Source organism: Oceanospirillum sp., from assembly GCF_982874595.1.
The window spans coordinates 39,709-53,564 of the sequence record NZ_CEYNZH010000015.1 but is presented as its reverse complement, the minus strand read 5'-3'; the positions used below and the strand labels follow the sequence as shown (position 1 = coordinate 53,564).

Sequence of the window (13,856 nt, the reverse complement as noted above, 5' to 3'; positions counted from 1 at the left end):
ATGGCAGAAGAAAAAGTTGGTAATACCAAGAAGATTGATAAAAAGTTCTATGAAAAGGAGTTGGAACGGCTTCAGGTTGAACTTGTTAAGCTTCAGGAATGGGTGCGACATACAGGAATGAAGGTCGTGGTCATCTTTGAAGGCCGCGATGCAGCAGGCAAGGGCGGTAGTATTAAACGAATTACAGAAGCTCTTAACCCTCGGGTTTGTCGGGTAGCTGCACTGCCTGCACCAACTGAGCGTGAAAAAACACAGTGGTATTTTCAACGTTACGTTAAGCATTTACCAAGTGCCGGTGAAATCGTGCTTTTTGACCGTAGCTGGTATAACCGCGCTGGCGTTGAGCGGGTGATGGGTTTCTGTACCGATGAGGAATATCAGGAGTTTCTGCGTACCTGTCCTGAGTTTGAACGTATGTTAGTACGTTCAGGTATTACACTGGTTAAATACTGGTTCTCCGTTTCCGACGAAGAGCAGGAACGTCGCTTTAAAGATCGCATTAACCGTCCTCATAAACGCTGGAAACTGAGTCCAATGGACTTGCAGTCACGTACTCGCTGGGTTGAATATTCAAAGGCTAAAGACGCCATGTTTGTTCATACCGACATCCCGGAAGCGCCTTGGTATGTGGTCGATGGCGAGGTGAAAAAACGTGCTCGTCTTAATGTTATCAGCCACTTACTCAGCCTGATCGATTATGAAGATCTGACCCCTGACCCTATTGAACTGCCCGAGCGCCAGGAGGATACGGGTTATGTACGCCCACCGTTGGATTCAATTAATTTCGTTCCGGACATATACTAGGGGTTGGGTTCGGTATGACCGAACTGATAACAACACTCTGTTTTAGCAGAGCTTTTATGTGAGAGAACCCATGTTAGAAGTAAACTCGTATTTTGATGATCAGGTTAAGTCGATCGCTCTGGACAACAAACAAGGTCAGCTGACCGTTGGTGTAATGAATGTGGGTGACTACACATTTGGCACCAGCCAGCACGAGACGATGACGGTTGTATCCGGTGCGCTGACGGTAAAGCTGCCGGGTAGCGATGAGTGGATCACTTATGCTGCGGGTGAGCGTTTTGAGATCGATGCGAATCAAAGCTTCGATGTTAAAGTCGCTGAACAAACCGCTTACCTGTGCCAGTATCGTTAAACGGGTAAAGTTCTGCGCGTTATAGAAGAAGCCCGCCCAGTGCGGGCTTCCTGGTATTTGAAGATTGAATAAACCGGAGGTCATATGGAACGGAGAGTCTTTTTGCAGGGAATACTGCTGGCAACAGCAGGTGCAAGTGTGCCTGAGGCTTTTGCAATGACCTTCGATGAGTACAAAGGACTTCAGAGTAAACAGTTTGATAACTATCAGGCTCGTTTCAGAGCCGCACAGCTGGTCTACCAGCAGGAGATCAAACAGTATTGGCTGGACGCTAAGATCAGTAGCCGGTCAGAGTTTGTCAGTTACTCCTCCGACCTTCTGGTTCGCTCCGCCGTTGATTATAAGGCCGGTACGGTCACGATTGAGGCACAAGGAGCTTCTCCGGCGGAGGCGGGCAGTAAGATCAGGCAGGAAGTGGAACGACTGCTCAATCTGGATACCCAGGGAGCCTACAAAGATGACGCTATTCTTCAGCTGGTGGATCGGGATCAGATAGAAAAAAATGCTGAACAACTTGCGGCAGAACCTATCCTCAGTGATCTTTTTGTGGGTAAAAGTGCCGGTGACATTCTGAAACCGGCTGAGAAAAGCATTGTGGAAGATCGCCGCCCGGTTGCCAGAGTGGTGATTCAGTTACCGGAAGGCAGTACCGCGACCAAGGCTAAGCGTTATCAGCCTCTGGCAGAAGAGTATGCGGATGAGCAGAAAGTATCGGCAGCCCTTGTGATGGCTGTTATGCATACGGAAAGCTATTTTAATCCCATGGCCAGAAGCCATATACCGGCCTTTGGGCTGATGCAGATTGTTCCGCAAAGTGCCGGGCTTGATACCACTGAGTACCTGAGTGGGCGATCACGGTTGCTTACCGCCTCTGAACTCTATCAGCCGAAGATCAATGTGCGCTCTGGGGCTGCTTATCTGCACCTGCTCTATTACCGTTACCTGCGCCTGATTGATGATCCGTTAAGCCGACTTTATTGTGCGGTAGCTGCCTATAATACCGGAGCGGGAAATGTTGCACGGGCCTTTACTGGGGCAACCAGTGTCAGAGGAGCAGCCTCCAGAATAAACCGGTTACAGCCGCAGCAGGTGTACTCACACTTAAAGAGAAACCTGCCTTATCAGGAAACACGGGACTATTTAGGTAAGGTTGTTTCAAGAATGGAGCTCTATAGCGCCTGATATCCTTCATAATGTTGTGCTGCGTCCTTTTACGAACATTGTGCTTCAAACTCCTACTATGAGGTTCAGTAGCTCTACCATCAGTTTTGTACTCATTTAGGCGCGGCCCGACGTTCAATGCCCGCTTCTTCCATCATGCGTGTCGAGATCTCTTCAACAGAGAAATGCGTTGAATTGATATAAGGGATACCGAAGCGCTGGTAAAGCAACTCTGCCTCATCCACTTCCATCTCACACTGTTTCAGCGACGCATAGCGACTATCCGGTTTACGTTCATTGCGGATATTCGCCAGGCGGTCCGGGTCAATTGTCAGACCAAAAAGCTTATGCTTGTAGTGACGTACCGCTTTGGGTAACTCGCCGTACTCAAAGTCATCGTCGGTCAGTGGGTAGTTAGCTGCCCTTATACCAAACTGAAGTGCCATGTAGAGGCAGGTGGGGGTCTTGCCGCAACGGGAAGGGCCTAAAAGAATAATATCGGCTTTGTCGTAATGTCGTGTCCGGCCACCATCATCGTTGTCGATCGCAAAGTGAACCGAGTCAATACGGTCCTTATAAATCTTGTCATCTTCACGGATCGAATGAGATTTTCCGACGCTGTAGGAAGACGCTGAACCCAATTCTTCCTCTAGTGGTGCCAGAAAGGTGGAGAAAATATCAAGGGTGAATGCTTCTGCGCTTTTCAACACAGACCGGACATCATCATTTACAATGGTGTCCACGACAACTGGACGGATGCCATCTTCGGAATAGACATTATTGATTAGTTCGACGAGGCGTGATGCTTTCTCGGGTGAGTCGATGAAAGGCTTAATGACATAGGTAAATTCTGTGTGCTCAAATTGAGCCAGAAGGCTTCTGCCCAGAGCCTCGACAGTAATCCCGGTGCCATCGGAAACAAAAAAGGCGGTACGTTTCATAATTATTCGCCTGCAACTTCATGGTATCATTGAAAAATTCTCGTTCCATTGTCGAAGAATTCATCTGAAAAGCAAGCTCAGGGGGAGATTTAAGTTGGACGCATACATCGCGTGGTTTGATCAGCTTGGCATGAATGATGTTGAGCATGTTGGTGGTAAAAACGCATCTCTGGGTGAGATGATCAGTAATCTGGCCGGAGCCGGTGTATCTGTACCCGGTGGTTTCGCGACGACCGCTCAGGCGTATCGTGAATTCCTGAACTATGAAGGCCTTGCTGATCGTATCAACGCTGAGCTGGATAAGCTGGATGTTGATGACGTTAATGCCCTGGCAAAAACCGGTGCCCAGATCCGTAACTGGATTCTGGAAACACCCTTCCCACCGGCTCTCGAAGAGTCACTTGAAAAAGCTTACGCCCAGCTGCAGAACGGCAACGAAAATCTGAAGGTTGCAGTTCGTTCTTCGGCAACAGCGGAAGACCTGCCGGATGCGTCTTTTGCCGGTCAGCAGGAAACCTTCCTGAACATTCAGGGGCTTGAGCACATCAAAACAGCGGTTAAAGAAGTTTTCGCATCACTGTTTAATGACCGTGCGATCTCTTATCGTGTTCACCAGGGCTTTGATCACTCTCTGGTGGCGCTGTCTGCGGGTATCCAGAAGATGGTGCGCAGTGAGACCGGTGCCAGTGGTGTGATGTTTACGCTGGATACCGAATCCGGTTTCCGTGATGCCGCATTTATCACGGCTTCTTACGGTCTGGGTGAAACCGTTGTACAGGGTGCTGTAAACCCTGATGAATTCTATGTACACAAGCCGACACTGGAAGCGGGTCGTTTTGCCGTGTTACGCCGTAACCTTGGCAGCAAAATGATCAAAATGGTGTATGGCGAAGCCGCAGAAACCGGTAAATCCGTTGAAACAGTGGATGTCAGTCCGGAAGAGCGTCGTCAGTTCTGCATCAATGATGAAGAAGTGATGGCTCTGGCCCGTCAGGCGATGATTATTGAAGAGCACTACGGCCGCCCGATGGATATCGAGTGGGCCAAAGATGGCGATGATGGCCAACTGTATATCGTTCAGGCGCGTCCTGAAACGGTTAAAAGCCGTTCTGATGCCAATGTTATGGAACGCTACCTGCTGAAAGAGCGCGGTGAAGTGCTGGTTGAAGGTCGCTCCATCGGTCAGCGTATTGGTTCCGGTGCGGTGCGTATCATTATGAGCCCGGATGAGATGGATAAGGTTCAGCCCGGCGATATCCTGGTGACGGATATGACGGATCCGGATTGGGAACCTGTCATGAAGCGCGCTTCCGCGATTGTCACCAATCGTGGTGGTCGCACCTGTCACGCCGCGATTATCGCCCGTGAACTGGGAATCCCGGCAGTGGTCGGTTGTGGCGATGCCACCGAGCAGCTGAAAGAAGGTCAGCTGGTTACTGTATCCTGCGCGGAAGGGGATACCGGTTTCATCTATGAAGGTGAACTGGACTTCGAACGCATGACCAACAATGTGGATTCCATGCCGGACATCCCGTTCAAGATTATGATGAACGTGGGTAACCCGGATCGTGCCTTCAGCTTTGCGTCTCTGCCAAATGAAGGTATCGGTCTGGCGCGCCTGGAGTTCATTATCAACCGTATGATCGGTGTACACCCGAAAGCACTGATGGACTTTGATACGCTGTCTCCTGAGCTGCAGCGCAGTATCTCCAAGCGTATTGCCGGTTATACCTCTCCGGTGGATTTCTATGTCGACAAGCTGGTGGAGGGTATCTCCACGCTGGCAGCGGCCTTCTATCCGAAGAAAGTGATCGTGCGTCTGTCAGACTTTAAGTCCAACGAATACGGTAACCTGATCGGCGGTAAGCTGTATGAGCCTGCTGAAGAAAACCCGATGCTGGGCTTCCGAGGCGCTTCGCGTTATATCTCAGAATCCTTCCGCAGCTGCTTTGAGCTGGAATGTCGTGCACTGAAAAAAGTGCGTGATGTGATGGGTCTGACCAACGTCGAAATTATGGTGCCGTTTGTTCGTACACTGGGTGAAGCCCGTGAAGTGATCGACCTGTTGGCTGAGAACGGCCTGAAACGGGGCGAGAACGATCTGCGTGTCATCATGATGTGTGAGTTGCCTGCCAACGCAATTCTGGCGGATCAGTTCCTGGATTATTTCGATGGGTTCTCCATCGGCTCCAACGACCTGACCCAGCTGACACTGGGGCTGGATCGTGACTCCGGTATCGTTGCGCACCTGTTTGATGAGCGTAACCCTGCCGTTAAAGCGCTGCTACACATGGCGATCAGTGCCTGTAAGAAAGCCGGTAAATATGTCGGTATCTGTGGACAGGGGCCATCCGATCATCCGGATCTGGCGAAATGGCTGATGGAAGAGGGAATCGATAGTGTTTCCCTTAACCCTGATGCGGTGTTGGAAACCTGGTTTATGTTGGCAGATAAAGATAGTTAATTAGTTTTTCGATATAAAACCCCGAACAAGTCGTCGTTCTTTTTCGGGGTTTTATATATTTAATAGGTATCTATTTTCTTTTGAGTAATCAAAAACATACTGAAAAACTTGTACGTAAAGTTACAGTTTTATATGTAGACAAAATTTATAAAAAATCGTAACTTAGTCCCGCAGCCACGATGGCTGTTTGGAAATTCTTTTCGGAAAAAAAGATACAAGGATCCAGTCCATGAAAAAACTTATTGCAGGCGCAATTCTACTAACTTCTTCTTCTATGGCTTTCGCTGCGGGTAACCACGGTCCTGCCGGTTGTGGTTTAGGTTCTTCTGTTCTGTTCCCAGATGCATCTGCATGGTATGAGCACGTAATGGCTGCGACTACTAATGGTACATCTGGTAACCAGACTTTCGGTATGACTTCCGGTACTCTGGGTTGTCAGGATGCTAACGGTCCTCTGCAGCTGGGTCAGGCGTTCATGGATGACAACATGGATCAGCTGGCTATGGATGCAGCTAAAGGTGAAGGCGAATCTCTGACTGCTCTGGCTGAAGTAATGGGTATCGAGTCTCAGGATACTGTTGCATTCAACCGTACTGTACAGTCAAACTTTGACAGCATCTTCACTGCTGAAGGTACTTCAGGCTCTGCATACGAAGCGATGAAAGCAGCAATGGCTAAGGATGCTTCTCTGCAGAAGTATCTGGGCTAATACCCTTTGCTCTCAATCGTTTTTAAAAAGCGCGCTTAGGCGCGCTTTTTTATTGCCTGTTAGTTTTGCTGTTTATTTGTCATGATATTGGAGTAACGTCTTTTATGCGTTGGTCAGGGGTACTGGGACTTTTTTTATTAGCTGCTTCATCATTAGCTTGTCAGGTTTATGCAGGCCAGACCTTAAATAGTCAATCCGCGGAAGATATCGCGGCAAAGAAACAGTGGGCTCATTTATTACATTTCAGAAAGCATCCTTATACTTTCCGCTTTATCGGTCAGAATGATAGCGATGATTTTTATCTTTCTGAGGAAGGCAAAACCAGCCTCTTAGCTGAGCTTAAAGCTGATGTGAGTGCTTTCAAAAAAACGGATATGCCTGATAATGAGTCTGCACAATGCCGCTTTCCTGCCAGGTATCATTGGTTAAAACAACAATTTCCGGAAGAGACTTTTATTGATCAGACTTGCTCTGAATTCAATGAATGGAAGAGCGAGATCAATGCGCACTATCTGACACTTATTTTTCCTGCTTCACATATCAACTCGCCTTCTTCTATGTATGGTCATACTTTAGTTCGTTTGGACCGTGAAGATGAATCAAAAAGTAAGCTCCTTTCCTATAGTGTCAACTTTGCGGCGAATGCAGACCCAAGCGATAACGAGCTGGTATTCAGTTTCAAAGGGTTAACCGGAGGCTACCCTGGCGTTGTTTCTGTAATGCCGTACTATGAAAAAACCAATGAATACCAGCATATGGAATATCGCGATATCTGGGAATATCGGCTGAATCTGACCGAGGAAGAAGTTGACCAGTTTGTTCGCCATGTGTGGGAAACAAAAGACACCTATTTTGACTATTACTTCTTTGATGAAAACTGCTCATACCGTCTGTTGGCCTTGCTGGACGCCAGTTCAGAACGCTCAGATCTGACAAAAAATTTCGCATTTACTGCTGTGCCTGTCGATACCATTCGGGTTTTACAGGATGCTGATCTGGTTGAAGCGACACATTATCGCGCTTCTGCAGCTTCCGGCCTTGAATACAAGAGTCAACAAACCCGTGATAGCGTTCTTAAAGTGGCCCGAGACCTGGTGGATACCGAAGCAGATATCGAACAACTGTTGATCGGCCTTAATGAACAGGAGCAAGTTCGTGCATTGGAGCTTGCTCATGCTTATGCGCGTTATCTGGCTATTAAGAAACAAAAAGACAACCCTAAGCTTCGCAAACGAACAATTAAACTGTTATCCGCACGAGCTAAGAGGCCTGTTGACGCAGGCTATGCCGAGCCACCGACACCTGCAATTCGTGATGATGAAGGGCATTTGAGCTCAAGATTCGCAGTCTGGGCCGGTGCTACTTCTGGAGACCAGGGCGATGCAGAGTTTGTCGATCTCCGCCTCAGATTGGCCTATCACAATGTGATGGATCTACCGGATGGCTATGTGCCCGGTTCACAGATTCAGATGGGGCAGTTTGATGCCAGGGTTTGGGATGACAGTGAGGTTCGTCTTAATCGGTTTATTCTGATCGATGTGTTATCACTGAGTCACCAGACCTATTTTCAAAGCCCGATAGCCTGGGCTGTGACGACAGGTCTTGAAAGACCTCTCGGAGACCAGGGTGACCTCTATGGCTATTTGAAAGTCGCTTTTGGCCAGGCATATCTGACGGACATTGGGCGTTTTTATGGTTTGGCAGAGGTTCAGTTGTTGGCCGATGACCAGTTTGAGAAAGGCTATCAGCTCAGTATTGGCCCAAGGGCTGGCTGGCTTTTGCAACAAAGTCAGTATCAGGCGCAGATTGAAGCAAACTTTCAGGAGTTTAGTTTAGGCGATACAGTAAAACGCCGCTCTCTTACTGCAGAGCTGGGCTACACTTTAGCCCCCAATTGGCAGTTTCGCTTAGCGGCTAAAGGTACTCAGTCAGAGAAAGACAACATTCAGGTTGACCAGTCCGAGATATCAACGGGTATCAATTGGTATTACTAGACACTAATAAGATAAGAGCAAGAGCCCAAGCCAGCAGAACCTATTAATTCTGCTGGTTTTTTTGGCTAAGGAGCATGGAGTGATCCGCGTTACTAAAATCCATAGCAAAGCATTAACGTCTTCGATACTGATACGGATTAAAGCGATCTTGAGCAGGAAATTGCTGCTGAACGTGTTTTTGGTTTCGATGATTTCGGGTTGCTCAGGAACCACTTCTTATTTCTTCTATCCGCATAGTATTTGGTTCTCTACTCCGGAAGAGGTGGGGCAGCCTTATAAAAACATTATTCTTACAGCAGCGGATGGCACTCGCCTCCATAGTTGGTGGTTGCCGGCTCAAAAGAAAGCAAGTAATACCCTTGTCTTATACTTGCACGGTAATGCCCAGAATATTAGTACCCATAGCCATAGTATTTATTGGCTCACCCAGCAAGGCGTGGATGTTTTAGCTCTCGATTACCGCGGCTTTGGGGCATCTCAGGGGGAAGCCTCGTTACCGGATATTCTTCAGGATATCGAAGCTGCAACCCGCTGGATTAAACAGCACTATCCTGAAAAACGTTTCTTTATTCTTGGACAAAGCATAGGAGCAAGTCTTGCTGTTAACTTTGTTGCAAAAACAGAAGATTTTTATGCAATTGATGGCCTGATTCTGGATGCTCCTTTTGAAGGGTTTGGCAAAATTGCGCGGGAAGCGACAAGTAAAAATATTATAGGATGGCTTATTTACCCCTTTACTCTTCTTGTACCGGGGACCTGGGATCCTGTTGATGCGGCTGCGGAAATCTCAGTACCAACGCTTGTTATGCATAGTAAAGATGATGCTGTTATTCCTTATTCTCAGGGGAGGGCCGTTTTCGAAGTCATTGCCGCTGACAATAAGGAGGCCTGCTGGCTGGAAAGCAGGGGAGGGCATATTGCATCTTTTAATTTCGACCAGATGCGTTCAGAAACCTTGAGGTTCATAAATAAGGGTAAATGTGCTGACTAGAACCACCTGGATAGTCTTTATTTCTGTAGAAAATCATTTTTTAAATAAATTGTTGCCATTTGTTCTGTTAAAATACGCAAATTAATTTTCAAACTGTATTTATGAGGTTTTCAATGACGATTGAACGTCTGGAAGTGGGTCAACGTATGAGTCGTATCGTTAAACATAACGGTACCATCTATCTTTGTGGTCAGGTTGCCGCTGATGCGAATGCCGACATCAAAGAACAAACCCGGACTACTCTGGAGAAAATTGAAAAACTGTTGGCTCAGGCGGGTTCTGATAAGAATCATCTGTTGTCAGTCACGATCTATGTTCGTGATATGAAAGATTTTGCGGCCATGAATGAAGTTTGGGACGCTTGGGTGCCTGAAGGTGTAGCGCCTGCACGCGCTTGCGTTGAGGCGCGTATGGCTCGTCCAGAGCTGTTAGTTGAGATGTCAGTGGTTGCTGCTGAATTTAATGCCTGAGTCCAGCCTGACTAACCTAAAAAAACGCGCTTAAGGCGCGTTTTTTTAGGTTTGAATTCTGATGGAATCATGTATTCCAGGGGTTAGGGGCCTCTGCTTCTTCTGGCTCTGACGGAGCTGAACCCTTGGTTACTTTGGGGTTGCTAAGATAGGCAAACGCTGTAGTGAAAGCGACCTCCTGAAACATTTTCAGGCCGGTTTCACGAAAGTCGATAGGCATCGGTGTTTTCTTTAACTGCTCTTTAATCTGCGTTGGTGTCAGAATGTCTACATCAACGGAGGTCAGAGCCTGTAGTGCGCCTTCCATCTTAAAACCCACGGCACCACCGGCAAACTTGCCTTTATGGGGGCGTTGACGGATGACGACCCTATCGACTTTGTAGTCTTCCAGAAGCTTACCAAAAGATTGCTGAAAGTAGCGCATCTGCTGTTGATCATCGCTGTCTTTAACAGAAAAACGGATTTGACGGCAGTCTGGAATATCAAACAGGTCACCGGATTTAGAGAGCAGGCAGATAAGCGCTTCGCTGCCCTTTAGTTCAACACCACAAACTTTCATAATGCACCTATAAACGAAATGTCGCGGCATTATAAACCCATTGCCATCATAAACCCATGGTTACATAAACCCGAGTTTAAACGTTAAATGGGTTAACTACCGTCCAGTGGAGCTTTTATGCAAGCGAAACGCTTTAGCAAGACTCTTCAATTACCTGCAGATAGTTTACTCATCTTATTCGCAGGAAATGAACTTATTACCGATACATCGGCTGAACCTCTGCATTCGGCAGCTGGCATGTTGTCCTTCTGGCAGAAAGAGCGAAACCTACCAGATATTGAATGGAGGTATATCACTCATAGAGATGGCGTTCCTGTTTACTGCGCACGAAGTGTTGAGTGGCAAGATTGGCCAGAGGCGTTTCCGGAGCAGTTCATGCGATATGGCTTTCGTGCTCTGCTTCCTCAGTTGGATCAAAGTGATTTTGAGCTGATCGCATCGGGCAGTCAGCTTCTCACCTGGGAACAAGACCATAACTTCTGTAGTCGTTGCGGTCATAAATCCCGGATGCACCCGGTTGAGAACGCGATGTGTTGTGACAGTTGTGGCTATCGGCAATACCCGCGAATCAACCCTTGTATTATTGCCCTGATTACACAGGGAGACCAAGTGTTACTGGCGCGAAATGCAAACTTTAAACCGGGTTATTTCAGTTGTATTGCTGGTTTTATCGAGCCCGGAGAAAGTGTTGAGCAAGCGGTTCAGCGTGAAATTTTTGAAGAAGTAGGGGTATCCGTTAAAAATATCCGGTATCAGTCCAGTCAGAGCTGGCCGTTTCCTCACTCTCTGATGCTTGGGTTTATCTGTGAGTATGACGGTGGAGATATTAAAGTGGATGGCCACGAGATTGTTGAAGCTCATTGGGGCCGGCTTGAGGACTTTCCTCTGAAGCCAGGCGGTTTTGCAATATCCGGGCAACTTATGCAGGTTTTTGCTGATGAGTTAGACAGTAAATAAAAGGCCGACAGGCCTTTTTTTGCGGGGATACTGAATCTGTTTATCGGGCTGAATTCGTATTAGTCAGGTAACTTTTTATTGAGTGTCTTTAAACAAAACAGGAAACGACACCATGGATTACCCGCTTATCGCCATCGTCCTTTTTGTAGCTCTGGCTTCAATCTTTCTGTCTCCCAAGGCGCGCTCGGCATCAGGATTCTTTCAGGGGCATTCTCCCGATGGACAGGCACCAGGCCTTATAACGCTTATTTTCTCTCAGGTAACTACTTGGATTTTTGCTCGTTCACTCTTAAACGCTGCAATTTTAGGATTTTATTACGGAATTTGGGGAACTCTGGCTTATGCCGCTTATTACCTGTCGTTCTTTACGGGTGGAAAAATTATCGATCATCTGAGGTTTGAGCAGGGTTATAAGAGCATTCAGAGCTTTCTGGCAGACCGTTTCGGTAAAGTGGGGACGGGTTGTTACAACAGTGTGATTGGCGTTCGGCTCGTCAGTGAGGTTTTCGCAAATCTATTAGTTATTGGCTTACTTTTTGGTGTTGCTGGGAGTCAGGCTTATACGCTTGGTGTGATCACGATAGCTCTGATTACTCTGGTTTACTCCATGCTGGGGGGGCTGCATGCATCACTTAAAACCGATCTGTTTCAGATGTTTGTTTTTATCGGTGTCTTGGTTCTACTCATTCTGACTGCCGTTCTGAGTGGCAGCTTTGACACTCAAATGCTGGCTTTTAAACCCTTTGATATAGCGGAGCCTGGCCCGATTCTTTTATTGGTTGCCTTATTGCAGGTATGGAGCTATCCGATGCATGATCCGGTAATGATGGATCGTGGCTTTCTGGCAGACCGGAATGTAACTCGACGGAGCTTTATTCATGCCGGTTGGATCAGCATCCTTTGTATTCTTTTGTTCGGTTTATTAGGGGTGATGGCCGGAAGCCATGCATTAACCGGTGAGGATCTGAATCAGGCCCTGACGCGTATTCTGGGAGAATTACCCATGTTGCTGTTCAGTGCTTCCCTGATTATCTCCGCGATGTCGACCTTAGACAGTGCTCTTTCCAGTTCAGCAAAACTGGCTATTGTTGACATGAAACTTTCTACCGCAAGTGTCGCTCATGGTCGTGCTGCAATGGCGATCTTTATGCTCTTGGGGGTTGCTCTGGTATTTTTGGGAAATAAGGATCTGTTTAGTGCTGTGGCTGTTAGTGGTACAGCGTCTATGTATCTGGCTCCAGTGATCTTTTTCAGCTTATGGGGGCAGGTCAGAGATATCCCTGTAGCCAGTTATTTTGCAGGATTTTTATTAGCTATAGGTGGTGCAGCGCTCTATTTCACAGAGTCTTCTGGTTATAGCGCGCTGTTAGGCGATAGTCATAAATACACAAAACTACTTTGGATCTCACTGACGGTTCTTACGGGTGGTTGTATTTTCTTCTGGATCGGTATGAAGCTATCTGGAAAGGCGAAGTCTCATAATAAACCTGTGGCGAGTACTGCACCTTGATCTCATCTATACAACCATCGGCAAACGACCTGGATTTAGGTCTGATAAAGCGTCCTATGCTTATTTTTGGTGGGCCTTACAGCAACCTCCAGGCGACATTATCGATCATAAATCAGGCCAATAAACTGGATATCCCTCCGGAGAATGTCATCTGCACCGGTGATATTGTCGCTTATTGCGCGGATCCGGAAGCGACAACAACGCGGGTCAGAAAATGGGGTATTCATGTTGTTATGGGTAACTGTGAGGAATCTCTGGCACAGGGTGCTCTGGATTGCGGATGCGGTTTTGAAGATAACTCCATTTGTTCACAGCTATCCACGGGTTGGTATCGCTTTGCGCGAACAAAAGTATCGGACAATCATAAACTCTGGATGAGTGCATTGCCCCGCTCAATACGATTCCGAATGAAGGATAAAAGGTTTCATGTCATTCATGGTGGGGTTAAGCAAATTAACCGGTTTGTGTTTTCCGGAAGTTCGACGCATGTCTTTGAGGAAGAGCTGAAACAGACATCAGCTGATGTCATTATTGGCGGGCACTGTGGCATCCCGTTTTATAGAAAAATCAGAGATAGGTATTGGATCAATGCGGGAGTAATCGGTATGCCTGCCAATGATGGCACATCTTCCACCTGGTATTTGCTGCTAGAACCGAATCAAAGTACTACAGGGATAAAAGCCAGCTGGCACAGATTGGCGTATGATCATGAGGGTGCGGCTGTAGCGATGAAAGACGCAGGCCTTATAACGCCCTATGCCGATACCTTATCGGATGGATTGTGGCCGAGCCTGAGTGTGCTTCCGGAGAAAGAAAAAGAGCGTACCGGAAGCGCGATCAAACTTGGCGAGGTCGTGATCTGATCCCTCCAAAGAGAAAAGGCATTCCTGTTCCGTTTTGGATAGGGAATGCCTTTCTTACTTTATTATCGCAAAAGAACTGTA

The 13,856-nt window shown here is 47.3% G+C and carries 13 protein-coding genes; 11 read left to right on the top strand and 2 right to left on the bottom strand.

The genetic code is table 11. From position 1 onward, the window contains the following. The 3 genes from ppk2 to AC4GL5_RS09160 all read left to right on the top strand — a co-directional run bounded on the left by ppk2 (window position 1) and on the right by AC4GL5_RS09160 (window position 2,338). Window positions 1–804 (top strand): polyphosphate kinase 2, encoded by an 804-nt coding sequence (gene ppk2 / locus AC4GL5_RS09170; RefSeq protein WP_490382476.1) that lies wholly within the window; start codon window positions 1–3, stop codon window positions 802–804. Window positions 805–874: 70 nt separating this feature from the next. Further along, window positions 875–1,156 (top strand): pyrimidine/purine nucleoside phosphorylase, encoded by a 282-nt coding sequence (gene ppnP, locus AC4GL5_RS09165; RefSeq protein ID WP_490382475.1) that lies wholly within the window; start codon window positions 875–877, stop codon window positions 1,154–1,156. Between the two features lie 84 nt (window positions 1,157–1,240). After that, a complete protein-coding gene (locus tag AC4GL5_RS09160) occupies window positions 1,241–2,338 on the top strand; it encodes a transglycosylase SLT domain-containing protein (RefSeq protein WP_490382474.1) in 1,098 nt (365 codons plus the stop codon). Between the two features lie 92 nt (window positions 2,339–2,430). On the opposite strand, the gene ppsR is transcribed toward AC4GL5_RS09160, so the two are convergent. Then, on the bottom strand, window positions 2,431–3,258 hold the full coding sequence (gene ppsR, locus AC4GL5_RS09155) for a posphoenolpyruvate synthetase regulatory kinase/phosphorylase PpsR (protein ID WP_490382473.1): 828 nt from the start codon (window positions 3,256–3,258) through the stop codon (window positions 2,431–2,433). A 94-nt stretch (window positions 3,259–3,352) separates the two neighbouring features. Here ppsR and ppsA point away from each other — a divergent pair, with 94 nt between their 5' ends. The 5 genes from ppsA to AC4GL5_RS09130 all read left to right on the top strand — a co-directional run bounded on the left by ppsA (window position 3,353) and on the right by AC4GL5_RS09130 (window position 9,886). After that, window positions 3,353–5,722 (top strand): phosphoenolpyruvate synthase, encoded by a 2,370-nt coding sequence (gene ppsA / locus AC4GL5_RS09150; protein ID WP_490382472.1) that lies wholly within the window; start codon window positions 3,353–3,355, stop codon window positions 5,720–5,722. A 229-nt stretch (window positions 5,723–5,951) separates the two neighbouring features. Beyond that, window positions 5,952–6,431 (top strand): DUF3015 family protein, encoded by a 480-nt coding sequence (locus AC4GL5_RS09145; protein ID WP_490382471.1) that lies wholly within the window; start codon window positions 5,952–5,954, stop codon window positions 6,429–6,431. Between the two features lie 104 nt (window positions 6,432–6,535). After that, a complete protein-coding gene (locus tag AC4GL5_RS09140) occupies window positions 6,536–8,425 on the top strand; it encodes an Lnb N-terminal periplasmic domain-containing protein (RefSeq protein ID WP_490382470.1) in 1,890 nt (629 codons plus the stop codon). Window positions 8,426–8,504: 79 nt separating this feature from the next. Further along, window positions 8,505–9,416, top strand: coding sequence for an alpha/beta hydrolase (locus tag AC4GL5_RS09135; protein WP_490382469.1), 912 nt, complete (start codon window positions 8,505–8,507; stop codon window positions 9,414–9,416). A gap of 113 nt (window positions 9,417–9,529) precedes the next feature. Next, window positions 9,530–9,886, top strand: a complete 357-nt coding sequence (locus tag AC4GL5_RS09130; RefSeq protein WP_490382468.1) for a RidA family protein — start codon at window positions 9,530–9,532, stop codon at window positions 9,884–9,886. Window positions 9,887–9,953: 67 nt separating this feature from the next. Here the strand turns inward: AC4GL5_RS09130 and AC4GL5_RS09125 are convergent, their stop codons facing one another. Next, on the bottom strand, window positions 9,954–10,445 hold the full coding sequence (locus AC4GL5_RS09125) for a DUF3010 family protein (RefSeq protein ID WP_490382467.1): 492 nt from the start codon (window positions 10,443–10,445) through the stop codon (window positions 9,954–9,956). A 117-nt stretch (window positions 10,446–10,562) separates the two neighbouring features. On the opposite strand from AC4GL5_RS09125, the gene nudC reads away from it, so the two are divergent. The 3 genes from nudC to AC4GL5_RS09110 all read left to right on the top strand — a co-directional run bounded on the left by nudC (window position 10,563) and on the right by AC4GL5_RS09110 (window position 13,775). After that, window positions 10,563–11,402, top strand: a complete 840-nt coding sequence (nudC, locus tag AC4GL5_RS09120; protein ID WP_490382466.1) for an NAD(+) diphosphatase — start codon at window positions 10,563–10,565, stop codon at window positions 11,400–11,402. Between the two features lie 112 nt (window positions 11,403–11,514). Next, the gene (locus AC4GL5_RS09115; RefSeq protein ID WP_490382465.1) at window positions 11,515–12,912 is read left to right on the top strand and encodes a sodium:proline symporter; all 1,398 of its coding nucleotides are present in this window, start codon (window positions 11,515–11,517) and stop codon (window positions 12,910–12,912) included. A 56-nt stretch (window positions 12,913–12,968) separates the two neighbouring features. Beyond that, complete coding sequence (locus AC4GL5_RS09110; protein WP_490382464.1) at window positions 12,969–13,775, top strand: metallophosphoesterase family protein; 807 nt, start codon at window positions 12,969–12,971, stop codon at window positions 13,773–13,775. Window positions 13,776–13,856 lie beyond the last annotated feature (81 nt).

Excerpts from the sequence above, each read along its gene's own strand:
- ppk2 (WP_490382476.1), top strand. The coding sequence starts at position 1 with ATGGCAGAAGAAAAAGTTGGTAATACCAAGAAGATTGATAAAAAGTTC.
- ppnP (WP_490382475.1), top strand. The coding sequence starts at position 875 with ATGTTAGAAGTAAACTCGTATTTTGATGATCAGGTTAAGTCGATCGCT.
- AC4GL5_RS09160 (WP_490382474.1), top strand. The coding sequence starts at position 1,241 with ATGGAACGGAGAGTCTTTTTGCAGGGAATACTGCTGGCAACAGCAGGT.
- ppsR (WP_490382473.1), bottom strand. The coding sequence starts at position 3,258 with ATGAAACGTACCGCCTTTTTTGTTTCCGATGGCACCGGGATTACTGTC.
- AC4GL5_RS09145 (WP_490382471.1), top strand. The coding sequence starts at position 5,952 with ATGAAAAAACTTATTGCAGGCGCAATTCTACTAACTTCTTCTTCTATG.
- AC4GL5_RS09140 (WP_490382470.1), top strand. The coding sequence starts at position 6,536 with ATGCGTTGGTCAGGGGTACTGGGACTTTTTTTATTAGCTGCTTCATCA.
- AC4GL5_RS09130 (WP_490382468.1), top strand. The coding sequence starts at position 9,530 with ATGACGATTGAACGTCTGGAAGTGGGTCAACGTATGAGTCGTATCGTT.
- AC4GL5_RS09125 (WP_490382467.1), bottom strand. The coding sequence starts at position 10,445 with ATGAAAGTTTGTGGTGTTGAACTAAAGGGCAGCGAAGCGCTTATCTGC.
- nudC (WP_490382466.1), top strand. The coding sequence starts at position 10,563 with ATGCAAGCGAAACGCTTTAGCAAGACTCTTCAATTACCTGCAGATAGT.
- AC4GL5_RS09115 (WP_490382465.1), top strand. The coding sequence starts at position 11,515 with ATGGATTACCCGCTTATCGCCATCGTCCTTTTTGTAGCTCTGGCTTCA.
- AC4GL5_RS09110 (WP_490382464.1), top strand. The coding sequence starts at position 12,969 with ATGCTTATTTTTGGTGGGCCTTACAGCAACCTCCAGGCGACATTATCG.